This is a genomic window from Psychrobacter sp. 78a-MNA-CIBAN-0178, assembly GCF_040309625.1.
Lineage (GTDB): Bacteria > Pseudomonadota > Gammaproteobacteria > Pseudomonadales > Moraxellaceae > Psychrobacter > Psychrobacter okhotskensis.
The window spans coordinates 1-24,746 of sequence record NZ_JBEOOZ010000033.1; the positions used below are offsets into that span (position 1 = coordinate 1).

Annotated in this window: 17 protein-coding genes; 5 read left to right on the top strand and 12 right to left on the bottom strand. The window is 44.6% G+C overall.

The genetic code is table 11. The features are described from left to right. Positions 1–135: 135 nt before the first annotated feature. The 10 genes from cysE to AAEY80_RS13050 form a co-directional block, all read right to left on the bottom strand. Complete coding sequence (cysE, locus tag AAEY80_RS13005) at positions 136–1,008, bottom strand: serine O-acetyltransferase (RefSeq protein WP_374190010.1); 873 nt, start codon at positions 1,006–1,008, stop codon at positions 136–138. 213 nt (positions 1,009–1,221) lie between these two features. Next, positions 1,222–1,665, bottom strand: coding sequence for a YtoQ family protein (locus AAEY80_RS13010; RefSeq protein WP_025651025.1), 444 nt, complete (start codon positions 1,663–1,665; stop codon positions 1,222–1,224). Between the two features lie 103 nt (positions 1,666–1,768). After that, complete coding sequence (locus AAEY80_RS13015; protein WP_037025985.1) at positions 1,769–2,632, bottom strand: RNA methyltransferase; 864 nt, start codon at positions 2,630–2,632, stop codon at positions 1,769–1,771. Continuing rightward, positions 2,629–3,015: an Hpt domain-containing protein gene (locus AAEY80_RS13020; RefSeq protein WP_025651023.1), complete on the bottom strand. Its 387-nt coding sequence runs from the start codon at positions 3,013–3,015 to the stop codon at positions 2,629–2,631. The genes AAEY80_RS13015 and AAEY80_RS13020 overlap by 4 nt, the downstream gene beginning before the upstream one ends. Positions 3,016–3,242: 227 nt before the next feature. After that, the gene (dnaE, locus tag AAEY80_RS13025; RefSeq protein WP_025651021.1) at positions 3,243–6,947 is read right to left on the bottom strand and encodes a DNA polymerase III subunit alpha; all 3,705 of its coding nucleotides are present in this window, start codon (positions 6,945–6,947) and stop codon (positions 3,243–3,245) included. Positions 6,948–7,253: 306 nt separating this feature from the next. Next, the gene (locus AAEY80_RS13030; protein ID WP_025651020.1) at positions 7,254–8,702 is read right to left on the bottom strand and encodes an alanine/glycine:cation symporter family protein; all 1,449 of its coding nucleotides are present in this window, start codon (positions 8,700–8,702) and stop codon (positions 7,254–7,256) included. 89 nt (positions 8,703–8,791) lie between these two features. Then, entirely contained in the window at positions 8,792–10,288 is a 1,497-nt protein-coding gene (locus AAEY80_RS13035; RefSeq protein WP_025651019.1) for an aldehyde dehydrogenase, read from the bottom strand. Between the two features lie 111 nt (positions 10,289–10,399). Next, positions 10,400–11,281 carry a 4-hydroxy-tetrahydrodipicolinate synthase gene (gene dapA, locus AAEY80_RS13040; RefSeq protein WP_201583634.1) on the bottom strand — a complete coding sequence of 294 codons (882 nt, stop codon included), beginning with the start codon at positions 11,279–11,281 and terminating at the stop codon, positions 10,400–10,402. 104 nt (positions 11,282–11,385) lie between these two features. Beyond that, complete coding sequence (locus AAEY80_RS13045; RefSeq protein ID WP_201583635.1) at positions 11,386–12,633, bottom strand: NAD(P)/FAD-dependent oxidoreductase; 1,248 nt, start codon at positions 12,631–12,633, stop codon at positions 11,386–11,388. A gap of 131 nt (positions 12,634–12,764) precedes the next feature. Continuing rightward, positions 12,765–13,751 (bottom strand): proline racemase family protein, encoded by a 987-nt coding sequence (locus tag AAEY80_RS13050; RefSeq protein WP_201567236.1) that lies wholly within the window; start codon positions 13,749–13,751, stop codon positions 12,765–12,767. Positions 13,752–14,126: 375 nt separating this feature from the next. On the opposite strand from AAEY80_RS13050, the gene AAEY80_RS13055 reads away from it, so the two are divergent. After that, positions 14,127–14,942, top strand: a complete 816-nt coding sequence (locus AAEY80_RS13055; protein ID WP_227687582.1) for an AraC family transcriptional regulator — start codon at positions 14,127–14,129, stop codon at positions 14,940–14,942. Between the two features lie 10 nt (positions 14,943–14,952). On the opposite strand, the gene ggt is transcribed toward AAEY80_RS13055, so the two are convergent. Continuing rightward, a complete protein-coding gene (gene ggt, locus AAEY80_RS13060) occupies positions 14,953–16,899 on the bottom strand; it encodes a gamma-glutamyltransferase (RefSeq protein ID WP_227687583.1) in 1,947 nt (648 codons plus the stop codon). 261 nt (positions 16,900–17,160) lie between these two features. On the opposite strand from ggt, the gene AAEY80_RS13065 reads away from it, so the two are divergent. Then, positions 17,161–19,245, top strand: a complete 2,085-nt coding sequence (locus tag AAEY80_RS13065) for a hypothetical protein (protein ID WP_201567228.1) — start codon at positions 17,161–17,163, stop codon at positions 19,243–19,245. Between the two features lie 44 nt (positions 19,246–19,289). Then, positions 19,290–21,014 carry a hypothetical protein gene (locus AAEY80_RS13070; protein ID WP_201567226.1) on the top strand — a complete coding sequence of 575 codons (1,725 nt, stop codon included), beginning with the start codon at positions 19,290–19,292 and terminating at the stop codon, positions 21,012–21,014. A gap of 141 nt (positions 21,015–21,155) precedes the next feature. Here the strand turns inward: AAEY80_RS13070 and AAEY80_RS13075 are convergent, their stop codons facing one another. Next, positions 21,156–21,692: a Spy/CpxP family protein refolding chaperone gene (locus AAEY80_RS13075; RefSeq protein ID WP_201583640.1), complete on the bottom strand. Its 537-nt coding sequence runs from the start codon at positions 21,690–21,692 to the stop codon at positions 21,156–21,158. A gap of 267 nt (positions 21,693–21,959) precedes the next feature. Between AAEY80_RS13075 and AAEY80_RS13080 the strand changes: the two genes are divergently transcribed. Together AAEY80_RS13080 and AAEY80_RS13085 are read left to right on the top strand one after the other, a co-directional pair. Next, positions 21,960–22,646 (top strand): response regulator transcription factor, encoded by a 687-nt coding sequence (locus AAEY80_RS13080; protein WP_101211400.1) that lies wholly within the window; start codon positions 21,960–21,962, stop codon positions 22,644–22,646. Between the two features lie 41 nt (positions 22,647–22,687). Further along, entirely contained in the window at positions 22,688–24,220 is a 1,533-nt protein-coding gene (locus AAEY80_RS13085; protein WP_350588426.1) for a sensor histidine kinase, read from the top strand. Positions 24,221–24,746 lie beyond the last annotated feature (526 nt).

Genomic DNA, 24,746 nt, shown 5'->3' on the forward strand with positions numbered 1-24,746 from the left:
TAAAAACTTTGATGCTAGCGCATCTAGGTCTTTTTTTCACCTTGCATTTGGTATTGCACTTCATGTGTTAATCTAAGCATAAAAAAAAGAGGCTGTTTGGCCTCTTTCTATTTAGTATCTAAGATAGCTAGCAGCTTACTTTTGCTCAGCGCCTGCTGCATCCATATCAGACCGACCAATCACATCTAAATCCTCTAAGCACAGCTTGTCGTATTCCTTTTTGCAAAAATTAGGATCGATTTTGCACATCGCACTTTGCAATTGATCTAGGCGGTTTTCTGATTGCTGGATATGTTCAAGCATTTTAGCAAAGGCTTCTGCGACAGGGTCTTGAGAGAAAGGGTCAATACCGTAGGCTTGAAAGGTGGTGGTTCGTTTGGTATTCGATACTGTGTCTTTTACTTTATCTTTGTCAGTACTGCCAGCTTGCGCGACTTTTTCTTGCTGTTTGGCATCTTGGACTTTGGTCGCGATGGGATTGCCTTTTTCATCATGATAGTCCGAAATCATGCGAGCCGCACTACCGACCATGGTGGCATTTGCTGGGACGGGTTTGACAACCACAGCATTTGAGCCGATTTTGGCATTCTTACCCACAGTAAATGGGCCCAATACTTTTGCACCAGCCCCGACTGTCACCCCATCTTCTAAGGTTGGGTGACGCTTGCCATTATTTTGCGAGACGCCGCCGAGGGTGACGCCATGATAAAGCGTGACGTCATTACCAATTTCTGCTGTTTCACCAATGACCACGCCAACCCCATGATCGATAAAGAATCGCTTACCAATTTTGGCAGCCGGATGAATTTCAATGCCTGTGATGATACGCGAACCGTAAGAAATAACGCGAGCAGCGAGCTTTTGCTCATGTTGCCACAGATAATGTGCCCCGCGATGCAAAATAAGCGCGTGGATGCCAGGATAGGTTAGGATGACTTCCAAGCTATTACGCGCTGCAGGATCGCGGGTGAATACCGCATCGATATCTTCTTTTAGATCTTTTTTGATGCTGGTAAGCGATTTGAACAATTTGGCTGGCAATGACATAAAGCGTCCTATCGTATTTTTGATGACAATCTCTTTAGTTATAGCAGTTTCGCAGTACAAAATATAGCGATGAATAATAAATTAAAACAGATTGTTTATAGATAAACACCAAGCAGTGGCGATTTTTCTATAGACAATCATAGGTGACTTACATAGGCGACTTGCACAGGTTACTTAGCTGTCACTGGTAACATATTTTAGCAGTTCGACAACCTGTTCAGGCGTTTGCGCCCATGCCATTGCAGCCGCATCCACTTCTTTTAGCGGATGAATAATATCTTCAGCATGTAGCGTGATATAAGGTTTGCCCAAAGCGGCGCAGTAGCCCGCGTCAAAGGCGGCGTTCCATTGTTTGTATTTATCACCAAAGCGAATTATGGCAATATCACATTTTTGAATCATATTTTTGGTACGAATCGCATTCACCTTTGATGACTGATGGTCGCGCCAGAATCCATTGTCATTTTTACCCAACACATCACCAGCCGCGTCGCTGGCTTCGTGTTCAGTCACGGCGGAGGTAAAGGTAATAGCAAGACCATAATCCTTCGCACCTTGCATAATTTTCTGCCGCCAGTCGCTGTGTATCTCTCCAGATAAATAAACAGTCCAGTTCACTGTTAACTCCTTTTTATTATTAAACCATCTGATTTGCAATACACTAACACTACTGTTGCCAATGCCAAAAACTCAACGCCCTAAACATTGCGCATTAGAAGCTTTAATCTTTTGCAAGCTTAGCAATTAAAGCGCTTAATAGCTGATATTCTTTTTGATCAAGCTGTAAGCGTGAGCCCAGTCGTGATAGGCGTGACGGTAAAGACTTTAGGTTTTCACTATCGGCCAGTCCGCGTTGAACCATCAATTCAGTCGTGCGCTGAGTCAGCTGCTGTAATTGCTGTTGGCTAATGGCGGGTTCATCCCATTGTTGCCGTAGATGAACGTCTAATGTTGGCTGAACCGTTGCATCTTTATCATTATCTAGGCTGTTGGTAGTCGTTTGGGCATGAGTTTGTGCATAAGCAAAGATAAAGCTGGCAATCACTTGCACGGCAGAGGCAACGTTGAGCACAGGATAAGCCGGATTGGCATCAATTTGAATATGATAATCAGCGTAAGCCAATTCTTCATTGGTCAATCCGCGGTCTTCACGCCCAAATAAGATAGCAATATTTGGCTTATTTGTAGATTGAGCATTTTCACTCAATTTAATGCTTTCATTATTATCGGCTACATCGAGAGCAGTTTGCTTATCGATAAAATCAAACATGATTTTGGCAGCTTGCGTGGGTGTCACCACAGGGCGCGGCAAATGACGGCTGCGACTGCTGGCCGCAAATACGAGCTGGCAATCTCCAATAGCAGACTCTAGGCTTGGCGATATCAAGGCTGATGATAATACGTCACTGCCACCAGCAGCATGAGAGACGCTGGTGTCATCGATTGGTAGCTTGGGATCGATGACAGTTAAACGCGACAAACCCATGGTATGCATGGCGCGTGCCGCTGAGCCGATATTGGCAGGCAAAGTGGTATTAACCATGACGACTTGTAGGCAAGAAAGATAGTCATTCACACTACTCATGATTGCCCCAAGCGTTGATTGATTGCCTGTTCAGCACGTTGTAAGGCGACGGCGATATCTTCAATCAGTGCCGCTTGCTCACCGATACGGCGCTCACGGCAGCGCTCTTGTAATTGGCTGCTCAGGTTCATCAACTGGGTCGTACCCAAGTTGGCGCAAGCCCCTTTTAGCGCATGAGCAACTTCGAAACCATTGGCATTATCATTTTTTTGTTGGGCAGCTCGTAACTTTGTGAGGCGCTGGTAACTATCAGCAATATAAACTTGTATCAAGTCGGCAAAGTCTTCTTCTAGCAAGTCACGCATGTCTTCAAATTGTTCGTGATTGATAATTTCTTCATCAGAAGCAGCATTGATAGGATTGTTATTAAAATTTTCAGTCATAAGGGTATGTCCAATATCGTAAAATTAGTGCAGTTCGAATAACCACAATAAACAGTTTAGGGCGTGCCCTCAATTCAAGCGATTGTATCTAAATGGGCTAAAAATGGCTAAATTTTGCCAAACATCGTCAAATAGCTGATTAATATCCCGATATTATTTCCGCTATTTTCCTCACTTGCCTGCAATTTATCTCATTTTTATGACCATTTTTTAAATGAGGACACGCCCTAGCTATAATGAAAATGTAAATTATCTTCGCTAAGCATGTTCTTCAACTGCTGCAAATTATCATCGTTAGGGTAGACGCGCCAATGTTCGGAGAGCCCTACATTAGCAATACCGAACTCTTCGTAAATGCTAAGTCCCAGCGGCAGGCAGTTATCGTTGATTGAGGCGTCGGTATTGCTCAGAGCATTATTGGCATAACTTTGATTAGAAGCGCTTTGACTCATATCACTTTCTAATGCCAACAAATCATTACCGTCTTCGTCATACAAGCTGCCACCCATGGCAGGGTCATAAACGTTATTGTTGCTATTACCTTGCTCGTCCTGCTCGTCATTAAAGGACAAGCGCGGTTTTGGGATAATGTCAGCTTGTGCCGATTTGAGTAGTGGCTGCAAACGTGTCAGTAGGTTAATGTCACTGCCGTGGACTTTAATACTGATTTTTTTCAGCCATCGCAAGCGTGCATCAACCATACTCATGGCATTATCAAGACGAGCAAACAGACGACCGTCACGCTCACGAATACTGCCTTTGATGATGACCACTTCATCCACCTTCAACTGTTCTTTGACACGGTTAAAACGTTCAGCATAGCAGCTAACTTCAAGGCGTGAGGTTCCATCATCTAAGATAATTACATTACGATTACCAAAGTTAGCGATATCGATAATTAAGCCTGCAAAATAGCAGCTACCGTTGTAACCAGTGTCCGTTAGCTTATCGAGACGTGCGCCTGAGGTATAGCGTTTGATCTCATCCAAATACTCATTGATTGGATGGCCGGTTAAATACAAACCTAAGGTGTTTTTCTCCGCTTTTAAACGGTGCTTATCACCCCAAATTAATTCTGAGGTCATGACCAATGGCGGTGCAGCAACGACACCGTCCATTTCACCAAATAAGTCCATCATGCCGATTTCACGGTTCTGACGGTCTTGTTCAGCGGCTTGTACGGCGCTTGGCAATTGACTCATAAGCGCGCCACGAATCTCGTAAGCTTCATCGGCTGGCAAGTCAGGACGTAGGGTCGCCGCAAAGTCATCAAAACACCCAGCACTCACTAAGGCCTCAAGCGTACGTTTATTGACTTTTTTGATATCGACGCGGCGGCAGAAGTCATATAAATCTTTAAACGGACCTTCACGGCGGCGCGCATCAACGATAGACTCAACGGCACCTTCGCCAACGCCTTTAATCGCACCCAAGCCATAAATGATATTGGTCGGGGTATCGGCGACGAAATGCCATTCACTACGATTCACCGATGGATTGACCACAGTTAACTCAAAGTTTTCACGGCAATCATTGATAAAGAACACCACGTTGTCGGTGTTGTTCATATCTGATGTCAATACCGCTGCCATAAATTCGGCAGGGTAGTATTGCTTGAGATAAGCGGTCTGATAAGCAAGCACGCCATATGCGGCAGAATGCGAGCGGTTAAAACCGTAACCAGCGAACTTTTCCATCAGGTCAAAGACACCACCTGAGGTCACTTCATCGATACCTTGCGCCGTGGCACCAGTGACAAAGATATCGCGCTGTTTGGCCATCTCTTCGGGTTTCTTTTTACCCATCGCACGGCGTAACATGTCCGCACCACCCAAGCTATATCCTGCCATGACCTGCGAGATCTGCATGACCTGTTCTTGATAGACAATAACGCCGTTGGTGTTTTCTAATATTGGCTCAAGGTTTGGATGGTCATAGATGACTTCCTCGCGACCGTGTTTACGATCAATATACATCTCTACCATGCCAGCATCGAGCGGACCCGGACGATAGAGCGCACACATGGCGATCACATCTTCGATATTAGTCGGTTGTAATTTCGCCAAATACTTTTTCATACCCATACTTTCAAGCTGAAAGACGGCAGTAGTCTTGGCATCTTGCAATAGCTTGTAGGCTTTTTTGTCATCTAATGGCAAGTCTTCTAACACCAACGCTTCTTTGCCTTCTTTCGCACGACGCAAGTTGATGTTTTCTACCGCAGCGTTAATGACGGTTAAGTTACGTAGACCCAAAAAGTCGAACTTTACCAGACCAACCGCTTCGACATCATCTTTATCAAACTGACTGACACGGTGACCATCGTCATCACAATAAATGGCGCTAAAGTCAGTGATTTTATGCGGGGCAATTAGTACGCCACCGGCATGTTTACCAACGTTTCGGCAGACACCTTCAAGCTTGATTGCCATCTCCCAAATTTCGATAGCATCTTCATAATCCATATTGTCAGGATTGGAGATTAAGTCTTTAAGCTGTGGCTCTTGCTCGAGCGCTTGGCTGAGCGTAATACCGGGGGTCTTTGGAATTAATTTAGACAATTTGCTGGCAAGAAAGTACGATTTACTTTGTACCCGCGCCACATCTCGTACCACTGCTTTTGCCGCCATGGTACCAAAGGTTATAATTTGCGAGACCGCTTCACGCCCATAAGTTTGCGCCACATAATCAATAACACGGTCACGACCTTCAATACAAAAGTCAATATCGAAATCGGGCATGGAGACACGCTCAGGATTTAAGAAGCGCTCAAATAGTAGGTCGTAATGGATAGGGTCGAGGTCGGTAATGTTTAACGCATAAGCGACCAAGGATCCTGCACCAGAACCACGACCGGGTCCAACGGGTACGCCATTGGCTTTTGCCCAGCGGATAAAGTCCATGACGATTAAGAAGTAACCGGGAAAGCCCATGGATAAGATAACTTCCAGCTCATATTCTAAGCGTTCATCATACTTTTGGCGAAAATCGCTCCAGTTATCAGTACGTGCTTCAACGGGAAATAGCTTATCTAATCGATTGTTAAGGCCCCGTATTGACTCTGCGCGAAAAAACGATTCAATCGTTTCGCCTTCAGGGACAGGAAAATCGGGCAGGACGTTAATACCAAGGGTCAAGGTTACATTACAGCGGGTTGCTAAACGCAAAGTATTATCAATTACCTGTGAAATATCATCAAACAACTGCTCCATCTGTGCTTGGGTTTTAAGATATTGCTCATCTGAATAGGTTTGCGGACGATTTTGGTCAGCGAGCACGTAGGAGCCTGCGATACAGACGCGTGCTTCATGGGCGTCAAAATCGTCTTGCTCTAAGAAGCGTACGTCGTTATGAGCAATAATAGGAATATTGTATTTGGCACCTGAGTGGATAGCAGCCTGAATAAAGGTGTCTTCCCCTGAACGATTGGTACGCTTGATGGCAAAGTATAAGCGATCATCAAACTGTGCTTGCCATTCTGTCAGCAGCTCATCAGCTTTTTCTGGCATAGAGCCGACTAGCGCTTGACCCACATCTGACTTTTCGGTAAATAAGACAATGACGCCTGCGGCATGCTCTAAAATATGGCTGCGTTTGATGACAGGCACGCCATGATTGGCAGCGTCAGCGCGTCCTTCAGTGAAGCCAAGCGAGACGATACGGGTAATGTTTTGATAACCCTCGTTATCCATCGCTAGCAGGGTTAGCCGCGTGTCCTCATTCTCCATGATGACTTCGCTACCGATAATCGGTTTGATACCAGCACCTAGGCAGGCACGATAGAACTTCACCGTGGCATAAAGGTTGGATAAATCAGTTAACGCCAGCGCACGTTGGTTGTCTGCCGCCGCCGCTTTGATAAGCGGCTTTATACGCACGATAGAATCGGTGATCGAATATTCGCTGTGAATGCCAAGGTGTACAAATGCCATAGAGGACTCTTACTGATACGATCAAAAGGAAATAGGTTGCTAAGAAAATAAATTTATTATTATCAATGATTTAATTGGTGTTTTAGAGTTAATTAGAAGTGAATAAGACGTCAATAGCCATATTTATTCATTTTAAATTTAGCTGCTAATAATAGCATTATTTGGTACGTACAGCCACCGATTCAAGGGTATCAAATTGAATGGATGGTTTTTGGGAATGGGTTTGATTATAGGAAAAAGCCTTCTATATCATAATGATGTAGAAGGCTCTGATAGGTGAAAGATTTACGATTATTTAGCTAATATTTAACGCTTATCATGTTTATCACTATAAGCTATCCAAAAGTCTGCGTTTTCAACGCCTGCTTTTCTAGGGTCAAAGACAGGATCGAGTCCTAGCTTCATTTGCTCGTCGTAGTCTTTTAACACTTTTAACGCCGTTTTGCTGAGTAAGACGATGGCGATGAAGTTAAGGTAACACATACTGCCGAAACCAATATCACCTAGCGCCCACATAACACCGACTGATTGCATACTACCAGTGAAGCAGATTATTAAGAATATAATTTTTAATATTGGCTTTAGTACTGGATAGCGTAGCTTGCTATCCAAATAGACTAGGGTGGTTTCAGCGATGTAGTAATAAGCAATCAAGCAAGTAAAGGCAAATAAGAAGATAGCAATAGCAACAAAACCGCTACCGAATTGACTAAATACCGTTGATACTGCGGCTTGAGTAAATGCGGTTCCAGCTGCAATGCCAGGCATGTTTTCGACTAAGACCAAGCCTTCGGCAGGAATAACGTTATACATGCCGGTAGACAAGATCATAAGCGCAGTTGCAGTACAGACGAGAACCGTATCAACATAGATAGAAAAGCTTTGCACTAAGCCTTGTTTGGCAGGGTGAGAGACTTCTGCAGCAGCGGAGCTGAAAGTAGCTTCGCCTGCACCAGCAACGTTTGAGAATACAGCACGGCGCACACCCCAAGATATTGCTAAACCAACAATACCGCCAAAGACAGCATCCATACCAAACGCACTTTTGAAAATAAGAGCGAACATAGCAGGTAGGTTTGAGGCATTAAAGGCCAAGACAATAACCATCAACAGAATATAGCCAATTGCCATAAAGGGCACAACCGTGCCAGCAAAACTGGCGATACGTTTGACACCGCCAAAGATAATAAAGGCCAATAGAGCAACGATGATGGCACCAGTTATGACGGGTGGGATATTAAAGGCGGTATTGAAAGAGTCGGCAATGGTGTTGGCTTGCACGCCCGGCACCAAAACACCATAAGAAAGACAAGTGACTGCTGCTACTAGAATAGCGAATGGCTTCATCTTTAGACCACGTTCGATATAGAAGGGCGAGCCGCCACGATATTGATCATCGACCGTATGCTTATAAACCTGTGCAAGGGTAGACTCAATAAAAGCACTCGCACCGCCAAGTAAGCCCATGACAATCATCCAAAATACCGCTCCTGGACCACCCGCTGCGATAGCGGTGGCCACCCCTGCGATATTACCAACCCCAATACGACCTGATAACGCCATACAAAAGGCTTGGAAAGAGCTAATACCTTGGGTTGAAGTTTGCTTATCAAACAACAGTCTAGTCATCTCTTTGAGATAGCGAAACTGGACACCGCGAGTCATCACGGTAAAATAAATGCCGACACCGAGTGCCAAATAAACTAACGCATCGCTCCATATATAGCCGACGATGGTATTAATAATCGCTTCCATGGCCTTACTTCCCTGTAAGTATGTGACTAAAGGCTTAAATCATTTAAGCTGTTGTTTTAATTTATGACTGTACTGACTGAACACGCTTGTTAATTAACTAACCAAATAGTCTTGGTCTGTGCGTATTGTGATAAGGCTTCTAAACCATTGTCACGACCGCCAAACCCTGATTGTTTATAACCACCAAATGGCGTCGTGATATCACCTTCTGAAAAACCGTTGATTGAAACAGTACCTGCTTTAATGGACGATGCCACACGATAAGCGCGCTTGATGTTCTGTGTATAAAAAGAAGCGGCGAGTCCATAGTTGGTTTCATTGGCTAATTTGATGGCTTCTTCTTCGGTCTCAAAACTCGTTACCGCCAGCAAAGGACCAAATACTTCTTCCTTGAACAAAGTCATATCGGCTGTAACATCATCAAAAATAGTCGGCTCAATATACCAGCCACTGCCTAAATCTTCACGAATGTTGCCACCTGCAACGATCGTTGCGCCTTCCTCTTTAGCAGTCTGTAAATAATGTGAAACTTTGTCAAAATGGGCTTTTTCAATCATAGGACCAATGGCAGTATCAGGATCGTAGGGTGAGCCGACCTTCCAACCTTTTAGACCGTTTTTTAGTTGCTCAAGTAGCGCTTGTTTTTGGCTGCTGTGAACTAATAAGCGTGAGCCGCAGCTACAGTTTTCACTCATATTCCAAAACGCGGCTGATAGGATATCGTTAATGGCGGCGTCATCAAGTACGGCATCATCAAAGACTATTTGTGGGCTTTTGCCGCCGCATTCTAAGACGATCTCTTTTAGATTGCTTTGGGCCGAGTATTGTAAGAATAGACGTCCGACCTCTGTTGAGCCGGTGAACGACACCATATCGACATCCATATGCTGGCCGAGTGCGGCACCGACATTTTCACCAAGACCGCAGACCATTTGCAGCGCTTCTTTGGGCACGCCAGCTTCATAGGCAAGCTCGGTTAAACGATAAGCCGATAGAGAGGTCAGCTCAGCAGGTTTAACAATAACGGAGTTGCCCATAATGAGAGCAGGGGCGACTTTCCAAGCGTACATTTGGGCTGGGAAGTTCCAAGGTAATACCGCACCAACGACACCAATGGGCTCTTGCACGATAAGTCCTAAAGCCGCGTTACCTGTCGGCGCGACTTTGCCAAATACCTTATCAGCGGCCTCGGCATACCATTCAAAAGTTTCAATAGTCGCTGGCATGTCAGTGTTTAAGCATTCGGTAATCGGCTTGCCCGCATCCACACAATCTAATGCTGCCAGCTCCTCGACGTGCTCATGCATGAGTGCACACCAGCGCTGCACAATAGCCTTGCGCTCAGCAGGAGCCAGACGACGCCATTCACCGTTTTCAAAAGCATCGCGAGCGACTTGCACGGCAGTATCGACATCATCGCTAGTACCTGACGCAATTTGACCGATAATACTGTTATCAATCGGCGTGTAATTGTCCAAAGTAGCGTCTGATAAGCCATCTGCTGCTATTAAGTGACCCGCCCATAATTGCTGCTGTTTTGCTTTCTCAAATACTTGTTGTTTGGTAGATTGTTGTTTGGTGCTCATTTTTCTAATCCTTATCTGCTAAGTTTGATGTCATCGATTCGAGATTTGAATACGGCATCAAATTTAGCGTGGGTTATCCTTAACATTGTTTTTACTAAGCTGAGCTGAGTGCTATTTAGACAGTAAGGCTAAAAACTCTGCTTTTTCGTCTTCTGGCATGTCAGTTAGTGGCACGCGAACTGAGCCGACATCCATGCTGCCTTTTAAACATCCCGCTTTGGCCTTTTGGTTGTAGTTGCCAGACTCCATAGAATGGATAGCAGGATAAATCTCACTCATGATTTGCTTGGCCTTATCCCAGTCGCCTTGCTGGGTGGCGTTAAATAATGCGACTTGTTCTGCTGGGAAGACGTTCGCTGCGCCTGCGATCCAGCTTTTTGCACCCCAAAAGAAGAAATCAACGGGCTGATCATCACAGCCACAAACCACATCAAAGTCATCAAAATTAGCTTGCAGCATGCGTAGCGCATGACTAAAGTCGCCGCTGCTTTCTTTTACACCGACGATGTTAGGATGCTTAGCTAGATGAGCAACAGTGTCAAATTCAATGGCAACGCCAACACGATCAGGGAAGTTGTACATAATAATCGGCAGCTCACTAGCATCCGCGACTTTTTCGAAGTGAGCGATGATGCCATCTTGCTCAGGTAAGCTATAAGGGGTGGCAGACAGCATCAGGCCGTCATAACCTAAGGCTTTGGCTTGTGCGGCAAGCTCAATAGAGTGGTCAGTCGATAAGCTGTTGATACCAGCAATCAGAGTGACTTTATTTTCAGCGCCTTTATTTTTTGCGGCTGCAGCGATAGTGGTTAATACGAGCTCGCGCTCTGAGGCCGAAAACGTATAGTACTCACCTGTGGTACCGCAAGCGACGATACCGGCTACGCCTTTGTCGATAAAAGCTTCGACCAGTGTCGTTAATTTTTGCGCATCAACGTCGCCGTTATTGTCGAAAGGGGTGACGATTGGGACTAAAATTCCATTTATGTTCATGAGACTATCCTTATTGGTGTTGATATTGATGGTGATTTAACGGGTAATGATTCAATGATGAATCGGTTGATTTTTACTTGGTTCATAACCGTTCGATAAGCACCTTATTGAAAGCGGGTAAGTTGATACGGTTTTGGATCGATAGTATGGTCTTCATCAAAATAGTATTCGGCAATCATTTGCGCACTAACGACAGCTTGCGTTAAGCCTAAATGCTGATGACCAAAGCTTAAAAATACGCGCTCGATTTTGTCGATGACTGGTAAGGAGTCTGCGGTCGATGGACGAAACCCCATCCATGACACGCTATCACTAGCATCTAACGGCGCTTTTAACATAGGCTGCGCTTGTTGTAATAGCATATGTGCACGCTGCATATTGGCAGGCGCGTCCAGTCCTGCGTACTCCACCGTACCCGCCAAACGTAGGCCGTCTTGCATCGGGGTCATGACAAAGCGTCGATCCAAACTCGATACGGGAATCTGTAAGCGCGCGCTTTCATGCGGTAGCATTAAGTGATAACCACGTTCGGTATCTAAAGGGATGTTGACGCCCGTTAATTGCTTGGCCAAGGCTTTAGAGTGGGCGCCTGCTGATAGCATCACTTTGGTCGCTGTCATATCACCTTGACTGGTGGTCAAATGAATACCATCTGCATCATTGGTCGCTGCAAGGACGCGGCAATGTTCAATGACATGACCGCCTAACTGTCTAAAAGTATGGTGAAGCTGATTAATAACGGCTTTTAAATTGGTGATATGTCCTGTATTTGGGAAAAATAACGCTGCTAACTGGTTCTCTTGTAAGGCAGGCTCACGCTCTAATAAATCCTCTTTGCTCAGCAGCTCATTGCTCACATCAATGTCATTGAGACGCTTACCGTGTGCTGTTAATAGCTCAAGACTACTAGGCTTTTCAACCGTTAATAACGAACCCTTTACTTGTATCCAATCGCCCAATTGCCACTGATCAGCAAAGCCTTGCCACGCTTGGAGGCTGTTTTGATTTAAGCTTAACAACGCTTGATGAATCCGCTCAAAGGGCTCAGGGCGCATATTCATTAGCAACTGCATTGCCCAAGGCATCAAACGCGGCAGATAGCGCCAGTCTATGCGCAGCGGTCCAGTCGGATTCAATAACATGGCGGGTACATGACGGAGCATGCTGGCATCAGCAATGGGGAATACTTGCTCGGTAGCGATATGACCTGCGTTACCTAATGATGCGCCTTGACCCACTTCATTGGCGTCCAGCAGTGCGACTTTTACGCCTCGCGCTTGCAATGTCACCGCAGCCGCTAGACCGATAATGCCGCCACCAATGATATGCAAGTCGACGTTTGAGGTAGTCATAATTTTTCTCGCTTACGTTCGTCGATTAAGCACTCTTGATAGTGTTTACGCGTTTATCAATAAATAAGGTCACTTAATAAGTTAAGCCACTTCATAAATCAGGTCATTTCATAAATAATGCTGAGAGCTCATTAAGACGGGATGCCCCATTTAAAAGGATCGTATTCTTGCACAATGAGCGTGGTCTCAGCACAAACATAAGCATGACCACGAATCGTTGGGATAATGGTCTGTGCAGGATAGGCCGTACCAGCTGCATTATTGAGCTTAGTTGCATATTGATAACTGCCAGTGAATACACTGCCAACAACACTTTGTTGGCGCCAGATTTGACCAGGCGCTAAGAGGTCGTCAGCAGCAAGGCAGGCAAGCTTGGCACTGGTGCCGGTGCCACAGGGTGAGCGGTCATAAGCAGCACCTGGACATAAAACGAAGTTTTTACTATCGACTTGGTCATCATCGCTATCGGCAAATAACTCGATGTGGTCAATCTCGCCGCCGTTTTTGCCGGTGATATTAGCAGCGATTAATGCTTGCTTAATTTGCATGGTTACTTGAGTCAATTTTTCGACATTATTTGCTTGAATGTCTTGTCCATGCTCACTGACTAAAAAGAACCAATTGCCACCCCAAGCGATGTCGCCACGGATAAGCCCTAATTCAGGAACGTGAACGTCAACTTGTTTTTTATAACGGTAAGAAGGGACGTTTTGTACACTACAGCTGCCATCATCATGTAAGGTTGCTTTAACCAGACCGACAGGAGTCTCTAGCCAGTGCACGCCTGCCGATATCTTTCGTTGATAAGCCAATGAGACGATAACGCCAATCGTGCCGTGTCCGCACATGCCTAAATAACCAGCATTGTTAAAGAAAATAACGCTCGCTGCGGCTTTAGGATTGGTAGCAGGGAAGAGTAACGCACCGACAAGAACATCATTGCCGCGTGGCTCTAAGATGATACTTTTGCGTAGATGATCGAAGTTTTGTTTGAAGTATTGCAGCTTATCTTGAAGAGTGTCGCCGACGAGTTCAGGAAAGCCGTCATAGACCATACGAGTGGGCTCACCGCCCGTATGAGAGTCAATAATTTTAAAATTAAATAATATAGAAGACATGACTGACGCCCTAATTCATCCGTGAAAAAGTTATATTCCGCTTTTTATGCATGAGACCTAATGGTTTTAAGTTAACAGCCAATAGTTGGTTGTTATTTTCTGAGGTCTATATATAGAGTGGACTTTTTTAGAGAGAGCGTCTTGGTGTTTTCTCATGGATAAATGCGTATTTCTGCATAGTGGCTCGGTGTACACTAGAGAGGTCTGTGCCTAAAAATTGGCAATAAAATAGTCAGTTCGAAATAAAGTCGATACGTTAATAGCTACGTGCTGCTGCGGTAAATTTTTCTTGCGTGCTGTTCGCCAGCGTGACATAGCCTTCGAGTTATGGATGTTTGGCTGAATGTAAAATTGATATGACAGGGATGAGATGCGATGACTGATGTAATAACAGATGTAATAGAAGATACCGCGCTTGCTATGCTTACCACGTCATTGCAGCAGAGTATGACTGTCTATCGTCCTGACAGCCGTGAGGCTTTTATCGGTAATGTCTCATTATTACTACCGCTGCTGAATACTTTGACCAATGTGGTATTTTTTGTGAAAGATGAGCAGGCGCGTTATCAGCTGGCAAACAAAACCTTGTTAAAACGCTGTCAGTTGAGTCAGCACGAAGATATCGTGGGATTTACCACAGAAGAGGTGTTTTCGCATCGACAGAGTAGGGATTATATTTTGCAAGATATGAAGGTATTGCGAGAGGGGAAGTCTATCGTTGATAACTTAGAGCTGCACAGTTATGCGTCCGGTCAGTTAGGATGGTGTATTACCAATAAACTGCCTATCTATAATAAGAGCCAACAAGTGGTCGCCATGGTTGGGATATCGGTCGATATTGATGAAGATAACGAGCGCGTTTTACGTAAACACGCGCGCTTGGCTGAAGTCGCTCAGTTTGTACGAGCACATCTTGATCAAAAAATAAATATCGCCCAATTGGCCGACTTGGCTAATTTAAGCGTATCGCAGCTAGAGCGCACCTTTAAGGCCGTACTGAATATGTCGCCATTACAGTTTGTGCAAAAGCTGCGCTTGGAGTATGCGGTGAAGTTATTGGCTCGTCATGAGGTGTCAGTGACTCAGATATCGTTGAACTGCGGCTACAGCGATCACAGTGCTTTTAGCCGTCAGTTCAAACAATTCACGGGTTTGTCGCCCAGCCAATTTCGCCAAACGCATTTATCATAAAAAAATCAAATCAATACCCAACGACTGCCGCATCGACAATACGTGGATCTGAAGATCCATACACGCCATTTGGGGTCAGCATAATCGATTGCGTTGAGCCCATGGCAGACTGCGGACTGACCTTATGTCCCATTGATTCTAGTTTTTTAATGGTATCGACATTAAGGGCTTTTTCGATACGAATCTCATCAGGCAGCCATTGGTCATGAATACGCGGTGCGTGAGTGGCTTCAGCGATATTCATGTCATGGTCGATGACGTTGGATATGACTTGTAGAACCGTGGTGATAATTCGGCTACCACCTGGGCTACCAGTAACGATGTAAGGCTTGCTGTCTTTGAATACCAGCGTCGGACTCATAGACGATAATGGACGTTTATTGGCTTCAACGGCATTTGCTTCACCGCCTAATAAGCCATAACCATTTGGCACACCCGGTTTGGCAGAAAAATCATCCATTTCATTATTCAATAAAATGCCTGTGCCATCAGCGACAAGACCTGTACCGTAAGAGAAGTTTAGCGTATAAGTATTGGCTATGGCATTGCCGTCTTTATCAACGACAGAGAAATGCGTGGTTTGATCGCTCTCATATGGTAGGGGATTGTTTGCTTTAATCGTCGAAGCTGGTGTGGCTTTGTTTGGATCGATTAGGCTACGCAGTTTATCCGCATAAGCCTGAGAGGTTAGACCACTGGTAGGTACGTCGATAAAATCAGAATCTCCCAAGTACTCAGCGCGATCCGCATAAGCGAGCTGCATCGCTTCTGCCATTAAGTGAATGGTTTGCGCGCTGTTTTGTCCGTATTCTTTTAGCGGATAACCTTCTAAAATATTTAAGATTTGCACGATATGGATACCACCAGAAGACGGTGGCGGCATCGAGACAATCTCATAACCACGATAGTCGCCTTTAACTGGCTCGCGAGCGATGGCTTCATAATTAGCCAAATCCTGTAAGCTCATACGACCACCCGCATCATTAACCGCTTTTACCAATTTCTTGGCCGTTTCACCTTTATAAAAGCCATCTGCACCTTTTGCGGCAATCAGTTTTAGCGAGCGGGCAAGTTCAGGTTGCTTTAAGCGTTCGCCAGGTTGATAGGCGCTGCCATCAGGTTTAAAAAACACCTTTTTAGTACTTGGCCATTTTTGCATGCGATCACTCAATGCTGTGAGCGATTCAGACAAGCCTGCGGTGACTTCAATACCATTTTCAGCCAGTGCAATGGCTGGTGCCATCACCTGTCCGCGGCTCATCGTGCCATGTTCTTCTAGTGCTTTGAGTAATCCTGCTACTGTCCCGGGTACGCCAACCGCTAGACCATGATAACGAGATAAATCACTGACAGCATTACCTTCCTCATCGAGATACATATCACGTGAGGCGCTACTTGGTGCTTTTTCACGGTAATCAAGCGCCACGGTCTTGCCTTGCTTGGCGTCATAAATCATCATAAAACCACCGCCACCGATATTCCCAGCACGCGGCAAAGTCACTGCTAAGGCAAAGCCAACCGCGACCCCAGCATCAACCGCATTACCGCCGTCTTTTAAAATCTTGAGTCCAATATCAGAAGCGAGAGCTTCTTGGCTCGCGACCATACCGTTCTTTGCCCAGACAGGATGATGAATGGCATCTTCAGAATAGATGGCTTGATCGGCATTGGCGTTGTTAATCGTGGAGGTAAGCGTATTGGTTTTGGCTCGTGTAACACGTTTGGTTTCAGATATTACGGTAGGATTATCTGCCATAATCGCTAGGTTAATCGCGCTAGTATTAATCGATGTTGGGTTGATGGTAGTTGATTGATTGGTGGTTGGCTCAGCCGCATGAGCAGATAGCGATACTAAAAACGTACTACTGATTAATAGAATAGCGGTTTTTATTTTTGCTCTGTTTTTAAAGTTATTTTGAGAAGCGTTAATTTCATCTTTTGATATTGGATGTTGCATTGTAAATTCCTTTTTGAGCAAGTGATGACACGTTTGGTCTGTAAAAATAAGACTGTAAAAATAAAGAGGCTAGAACGTTAGGGCGTGCCTTAATTGACATAATGATTAGCGCCACGTTTGCTAGATAAACAGTCTTATCAAAAATGCTGAAAATTTTTAAGAAATACGTTCTAATCTTACTAAATTGTAACGCATTGTGATATAAATAATAGTGCTAGAATTTATTCGTTATTGTCTGTCTATTTATAAGAAGAAATTACTATGTCATCCAACCATACTCATAAACGCGACCAACAGCGTCACTCTGGCATGGCTCATCATCAGTCATCTGCCCATAACTATAACCACAACAATCATAATAAGCATTCATATCAGTCGCGCAAATTAACCCTTATAGCAGGCTGCGCATTACTGGTTGGCAGTGCGTTTGGGCTGGCAGGCTGTCAATCAAACCCAGCGCTATCATCATCTGCGGTATCAAAAAGCATGATTGATTTTAGTAGCGCTGATAGCACGCAGAGCCAAGCCCAAGGACGCGCGTTTAATGACAGCCTTACTACCAAATCTGAGCGTTATCAACAGTTATTTAACCAAAAAAAACACCCCAATACCGACAATCAAGCCAAATCGCATTTACTGGCGGCTATTCGTCAGCATCTGGCAACAGAACATGTGGCAGTCGCGCAAGCCAATTATCAAGCCGCACCTTTTATTGATCCAGATAGCATTGATGCAGGGTCTAGTAGCTTGCTTAGAACGATTATAGAAGCTTATGCTTATGAGCCTGACGGCGATTATGATGAAAGTGACTATGATGAAAGTGATTATGATGAAAGTGCTTATGATGAAAGTGATTATGAGAACAGGCAAACTGAGGCTATGGCAGAGTTAGCAGCGGTAAGTGCAGAGTCGAATAAATGCAATGATAATGAGGATGATGACGCTTATGAAGTCTGTGTTGTAGAGGATGTTAACTATGATGAGGACGGCTATGATCAAGACGGTTACAATGAATATGGCTACAATCCAGAGAGTTACGACAGCGATGGCTATAATGAATATGGCAATGCAGAAGGTGGCATTCTCTCAGGGGTTTCAAACCTAAAGTCTAAAAATCTGTTAAAAAACTATGAAGCCATACAGATGGCAAAACAACAATCAGAGGCTGTAGAAGGTAGACAATCATCAACGCCATCTACTGGCGTCATTGGTCAAATGCTGAGTATGTTCCATCGCACGCCTGAACAGATAGCCGCGTCAAATGCTTATCAATATCAAAATTTAACGTTCAATAGTGTCAGTCAGTACCAACCCAAACAACGCCAATTACAAAGCGTCTATAGCTATGACTATATGACACCAACGATTAGCTCATCCATACAAATACCGTTAGCATTCGATTTTAACCATAGTACAGTTACGGTAGACCCATCGGCAATCCTGCCTATCGTGGCGCTTGTTAATCCTGAAAACACCCCCTTACCTAATCAAATGACCTCACATACCGTCAGTTTTGGCTTGCCAGAGAGTATTACCGCGCAGCTACCGCCAGCAGTGCTGTATGATGCCGCCATCGCTGCCATACAGAGCAGCATGGCAGAGCTTGCGCCCGAGCACTTTAGCGCGGTAGATATTCGTCATGATGCCTTTGCCAAAGAAGTCGGGGCGAGTCGTGCGGTAAAAGTCTATTTTGGCAGTAAGCAAAGCGGTGAGATGATTGGCAAGACTTTAAAATACATGACAAAGTCGCTACAGGATTATGTCGATGCCAATCCACAAAAATATCCTGATGGCGCTATGCTAAAAACCGCGCTGGCGAAAGTGCAGCTATACAATAAAGGCTACCAAAGTGCGGATGTAGGTTCGCTTTTGCAACTTATTGAGGCCATCGGTCCGATCTCTTTTAATCAGATAAATTACTATTATTTAGACAGCTCAGATCGCCTGCTTGCCAAGCAGCAGCGGATAAATATCGGTGGCGATTTGCTGGGCTCTACGACCAGCGTGCTAAACCAAATACGCTATGATAAAAGCAGCTTTAATAACCACGCACTAACGCCTTTATTGACCGAGTCTTTTGGCGCAAATGCTAAAGCTGCTATCGATGGTAATGCATGGATCGCAGAGCAGCGTCAACAAAAAGACAGGCTGCAAGCGGCACGTGATGCCCGCTATGATTATAGTGGTCGCAGTGGTGATTACGATGATGACGACTATGGTAGCGATTATGCGGATGATGATAGCAGCTATGAGGCAGCAGAATATGACAGTGTTGATCGTCAAGATGATAATGATATCGAAGACGATGCCGCAGATGATGCTGACAACAGGGTAGACGATCAATAACGCTATCTTGTCATGTTCAAGCCCATATTTATTAAGGATAAAAAATGAAAAAAGCACATCAAATCATTGCAAGTCGTCTTCCGTCAGCTAGCTTTCCGTCAGTTATCAATAGCCACCGCCTATTTGCTGGTACATTGATCACAGGGGCACTATTATTAACGGGTTGCCAATCTACCAGTCTCGAACAATCTAACGCGATAACTGCTAAGCAAACACCAGCGGCAGCCAAGACAGCATTGGCGACGGCGTTACAAAAACAGCGCCGCCAGTCCTTTAGCTACCATAGCAATCTTGAAATCAGTAACGAGCAACAGTTTAGCGATATTGACAGCACGCAACTGGTGGCATCAGAATATGTAGATAGTTATTGTGATGATAGCCACGATCAAGCTTATGGGGCCTTATTAACAAAGGCGCAAGCACAGCATAAAGATATTGCAGCGACTGATTATGATGACCAGCGTGAGGCACTTAAACAGTCCTACCTAGCTTGTTCGGCTGCTTATGAGGCATGGAGAGACGCGCACTATGATAGTGAATCCTATGCCATTGATGCGGCAGCTGAAGACGTGGTAGATTCAGTAGCAGAGATGGAAACAACCGTGTCTGATATGGACTCGGCTCGTGAAGCAAGCGCTACGACTGTCTCATCCTATGTGTCGCCCTATTATGAAAAGCTATTTAATGAATATGAGAATAAGCAGAGCAAACAAGATATCAAAAAGTCACAATTACTAGATGCTTATGTGCTAAAGCCACTGTCTATCAATGCACAAGGCATTTATCAGCCAATGGCTGGCAAGGCGACGATGTTGGCGAGCGTTCAGTATCACGCGCGCAATCATCAAAGCAGTGTCAATCAGCCTATTTATCTAGACTTGAAAAACGGTGATATTTATCTATGGGCAGATAATTTTGCGATGTTTAATTCAGAACTGTTAGACGATAAGCTCGGCATAAAGTGGCGCAACAAGTGGTTAAAACTAGCCATTGATGACGGCACCTTACCCAAAGGCTTTGGTAGTGAATTAATAAAAAGTCATTTTGCGGCGCTAGATGCCACATTTGATGCGGCACCTGTTAGCCAGTTTGATTATGTCGCCCCTAATACGCTAGCTTCGCTCTCTCCCAAGTTACCCGCGCATCAGCTACCAGCGATGCTGGCAAGTAACCAAGTCATTCGCCGTGTACAAAGTGCTGAGAGTTATGAGCAGTTTTATCAAGATTATATGCGCATCGTCTACGAGCGGATTGGTCAGCGATATCCAGAACTTGTTAAAGAAAGCGAGCCTTACGAGATAGGCGACACAAATGCTAATAAATTTACCAGTAAAGCGTTGGTGCAGCAAATGTTGGCAATGATAAAGAATGACATAGATAGTGGCACTGAGACAATAGAGGAAACAACAGCAGAGAAAACAGAAAGTACAACGCTAGCTAATGCAGAGACGCAAGAGTTCTATGGATTTGATAAGCGTGGTCAGCTCAAATGGCAGCATCTGCGTAGTGAGCTTCCGAGCGAGACTGCTTCCAATAAAAACATGGTCATAGATGTTTTGCAGCAGTATTCCGCTATAAGCGCCAAAAACATGGCATTTCCCAATTTACCAAACGATGTGCAAGTGCCCAATGCTGGTAATAGTATTGATGTGCGCGAGTATGGTAATGAGCTGATGCAGTATTATCGTGATGGCAATGGTACTGCGATAGGAAAGATGATGTTTAGTGTCATGCCAATGGCTAAAGAGAAGTTCGGGACGATTGAATAAAAGCGGATTAATCGTAGGTAAGTTTAGTTAGTCGTTATTGAAATTAAAACCAAAAAAGCGCACCGTTTATACGATGCGCTTTTTAGTTTTAACACTTGTAAGACATTAACTATTAATACATGTCTCTGTATTGATAAAAGCTTACATGCCTTGATGTGGTTTGCCATGCATTTTACCGTGCTTTGAGCCTTTATAACCTTTAGCCATTTTTTCGGCTTGCAATTTGGCAAGCTTGGCGCGCTGCTCAGCGGTTAATACTTGCGAGATAGCATGTTGAGTTTGTACACGCTCAATAAAGCGTTGTTTGGTTTTCGCCGCTTGCTGGTCAGCTAGACGATTAACGGAGGCTGTATTCAATGTGCTGGCACTGGTCAATGCTTGCATTTGTTGCTGCATTTGCGTACGTTCTGCTTTGTTTTTTGTACGGTCAGCTTTACGATCGCCGTGTTGTGCTTGCATGATGGCTTTGATTTGTGCTTGTTGCGTTGCTGTTAGATCTAGCTGCGACATTGGATCTCTCATGCCGTCTTTTTTCATACCACCTTTTTTCATGCCATCTTTATGCTGCATTTTGCTGGTCGTTGATTTGGTATCAGTGGTTGCATTAACACTGGTACAAGCCGTTACGGTGAAAATGCTAGACATTGCTAATACTGAGCCCATTAATAATTTTTTCATCATCATTACCTTAATTTATGGTGCAAACGTTATTGGTTGCGAAAAAGTCAGTTTTTATCTGATCAGCCTATGCATGGTAAGTGTCCCGGATAGCCACTATCCATCATTGCATATCATCAGTATTTGTCGCTGATAGCCGTTATGTTACGACAGTTAAAGGTTACGAACATTTATGAAGTATTAAGAAAGGTAACGTTTATAGCGAATGGATAAGCAATTGACTGATAATATGGCTAATAAAGCGATATAACGCTTAAGGAGACAGATGTGCCACACATATTACTAGGCGATGATGACGAAGAATTGACCCAGTTATTACAAGAGTACTTGCACAACCACGGGGTGACATGCGACTGCGTTCACGATGGTGAGGCGGTCATACAAAAACTTAAAGCGGCGATGAATAATGAGGCTGCTTACGATCTGCTAGTGTTAGACATTATGATGCCAAAAATCGATGGTCTTAGTGTGTTGCGTCAGTTGCCCAATATTAGTGATATCCCCGTGATTATGCTGACTGCCAAGGGAGAAGAGATTGATCGTATTATTGGGCTGGAGCTGGGCGCTGACGATTATATTACCAAACCTTGTAATCCTCGAGAGCTGCTGGCACGTATCAATGCCGTCATTAAGCGCACCAACGCGGCGGCATCAGAACATATGCCGCTACCAGAGAGCCGTTTACATCTGGATCAAAACCAGCGGCTTTGTCAGATAGATGGCATAGAGTTGCAAGTCACCGGTACAGAGTTTGATCTCTTGGTCGCGCTACTCAAACAAAAAGGCGAGGTCGTGAGTAAGGCATGGCTGTCAGAACATGTGTTGCAGCGAGAGTTACAGCCCTTCGATCGTAGCCTTGATGTCCACGTCTCGCGATTGCGAAAAAAACTTCAACCTTTCCACGATGAGCCGATAAAAGCGATTCGTGGTAAAGGCTATCAGTTGGTGCTGTGATGACGGACTACTCAATAAAAGCGTCAATATTTAAGATACGTATGACTCTATTTTGGCGTCTATTTTTAAGCTTATTGGTGACGATTTTGATCACCTCGGTTTTATCCATTATGGTGGAGCGCTGGCTCAGTGAAAAAGAGCTGAACGCTCGGATGGATGTGCAGATTGAGCGCTTATTGGTCAAGCGTGAAAAGCTGATTGCAGCGTTAGAAATAGGCGATTTACCCACGGTTAGAGATATGTATCGTCAAGAGCGACGATTGATGAGTCAGATTAGAGTCTACGATGGGCAAGGCGCTATCATATTTCCACGCTATCGGGACAGAGAGGATCAGCCAAAAGATCGGCAAGCACTTGATTATTCTATGGAAACACCGCCGAAACCTAACAATGCTTCATTTGCTCAGCCCGTTAATGAGATGCCCAGTGCTAAGCCGTCTTATTTCGAAAGCATTTTTCAGCCAGTGATGCCTAGTCGGAGAGCTGCGATAGCTGATAGCGATAATCGCCCTGAATTGGCTGACCTGACAGTTGCTTTACCGGATGAGCAGAGCGTTATCATACAGCTGCGTCCCCATCTGCGTTTTGCCGAATTGGTCGCGCTGCAACGCAGTCATTTTCCTGTGCGCTTGTTGCTGATAATTCTCTTTAGTATTTTGGTCTGCTATTGGCTCAGTCGTACCTTGACCCAGCGTATTCGCCGAGTGCAACATACCGTCCATCGCATGATTGATGGTGATTATCAAGTCAATCCAAACTTAACAACGATGGGAGATGATGAGTTAGGATTATTGGGTAAAGACGTGGCCCAATTATCGATACGACTGGCTGATAGCGAGCTGGCACGTAAGCAGATGCTCAGTGACATCTCGCATGAGCTGCGCTCGCCATTGGCGCGTTTGGATGTCGCCACTGAGCTGACGCGGGATTTTGCGCCCAATGCCAGTCGTTATCTCGACCGTATCGATAAAGAGTCGGCACGAATGAATGAGTTGATTGAGCAAATTATCCATATTCAATCGCTACAAATGCAGCAATACACCATCGATAATCTAGAAAGTGAGGCCGTCAATCTCTCTGAGATTATTAGCGACATTGCCCAAGATGTTTGTTTCGAGTTTCAACATAAAAACGTACGCTGGCAATGGCAGCCGCCTAGCTCCTCACTAAAAATATCACGAACAGATTCTTTGACAGAGTGTTGGACCATATCTGGCAATCAAGAACAGCTGCACAGTGCGCTTGAGAACGTCATTCGCAATGCCTTTATGCATACCTCACCAGCCTCTACCGTGATTGCTGAGATGACAGAAGTGCAGATGGACAATAAAACACCTGCTATCCAAATCAGTATCACTGACGAGGGCGGCGGCGTCGAAGATAAGGATGTAGATCGTATTTTTCAGCCCTTTGTCCGCCTCGATTCTGCGCGTCATCGCGAGACGGGTGGCTATGGCTTGGGACTGGCAATCGTCTACGCGGTTGTCATGGCGCACAAAGGACGAATCAATGTTTATAACCGCAAAGATGGCGTACAAGGGCTTGTGGTGCAGATAGTTTTGCCTATTGGATAACACTTATTTAACTATGACTTGTATATAGATTCACACACAAAGTGGTGCTTTAATACACAATATCAGTCAGTAACATATAGGGTCTGTTGAACATTCAAATGTGGCACTGGCAGTCCTAATATTTGAATGTTCAACAGACCCTATACAAATTTGTAATAAGAATATGAATCTGTGTTCAAAAAGCTGGACAATCAAGACTAGTCCATTTCTGATAAGACATTATATTCATTATTATGAATATAATGGACAAACGGTAGTAATTGGCTGATGAGTTGCATTGTTACTCTCTGTATATTCGGTAATACTAATATACAGAGAGTTATAAAAATGTTACAAAACAAAAACGTCTTATTTCTTACACAGTCATGCAAGTGACACTCTAAAAAGGTTCATCCATATAAGCTTATAACCCGTTTTATTTTGTTATATCGACTCTCTACAAGATAGATATGGCAGTCAGTTGCATGCCACTAATACTACCGTTGCCGCTAATAAAACCAAATACTATAGCGTGAAATCAACGGGT

Coding starts and splice junctions, on each gene's coding strand:
- AAEY80_RS13015 (WP_037025985.1), bottom strand. CDS start 2,632: ATGAGTAGTGTGAATGACTATCTTTCTTGCCTACAAGTCGTCATGGTT.
- AAEY80_RS13020 (WP_025651023.1), bottom strand. CDS start 3,015: ATGACTGAAAATTTTAATAACAATCCTATCAATGCTGCTTCTGATGAA.
- dnaE (WP_025651021.1), bottom strand. CDS start 6,947: ATGGCATTTGTACACCTTGGCATTCACAGCGAATATTCGATCACCGAT.
- AAEY80_RS13030 (WP_025651020.1), bottom strand. CDS start 8,702: ATGGAAGCGATTATTAATACCATCGTCGGCTATATATGGAGCGATGCG.
- AAEY80_RS13035 (WP_025651019.1), bottom strand. CDS start 10,288: ATGAGCACCAAACAACAATCTACCAAACAACAAGTATTTGAGAAAGCA.
- dapA (WP_201583634.1), bottom strand. CDS start 11,281: ATGAACATAAATGGAATTTTAGTCCCAATCGTCACCCCTTTCGACAAT.
- AAEY80_RS13045 (WP_201583635.1), bottom strand. CDS start 12,633: ATGACTACCTCAAACGTCGACTTGCATATCATTGGTGGCGGCATTATC.
- AAEY80_RS13050 (WP_201567236.1), bottom strand. CDS start 13,751: ATGTCTTCTATATTATTTAATTTTAAAATTATTGACTCTCATACGGGC.
- AAEY80_RS13055 (WP_227687582.1), top strand. CDS start 14,127: ATGACTGATGTAATAACAGATGTAATAGAAGATACCGCGCTTGCTATG.
- ggt (WP_227687583.1), bottom strand. CDS start 16,899: ATGCAACATCCAATATCAAAAGATGAAATTAACGCTTCTCAAAATAAC.
- AAEY80_RS13065 (WP_201567228.1), top strand. CDS start 17,161: ATGTCATCCAACCATACTCATAAACGCGACCAACAGCGTCACTCTGGC.
- AAEY80_RS13070 (WP_201567226.1), top strand. CDS start 19,290: ATGAAAAAAGCACATCAAATCATTGCAAGTCGTCTTCCGTCAGCTAGC.
- AAEY80_RS13075 (WP_201583640.1), bottom strand. CDS start 21,692: ATGAAAAAATTATTAATGGGCTCAGTATTAGCAATGTCTAGCATTTTC.
- AAEY80_RS13085 (WP_350588426.1), top strand. CDS start 22,688: ATGACTCTATTTTGGCGTCTATTTTTAAGCTTATTGGTGACGATTTTG.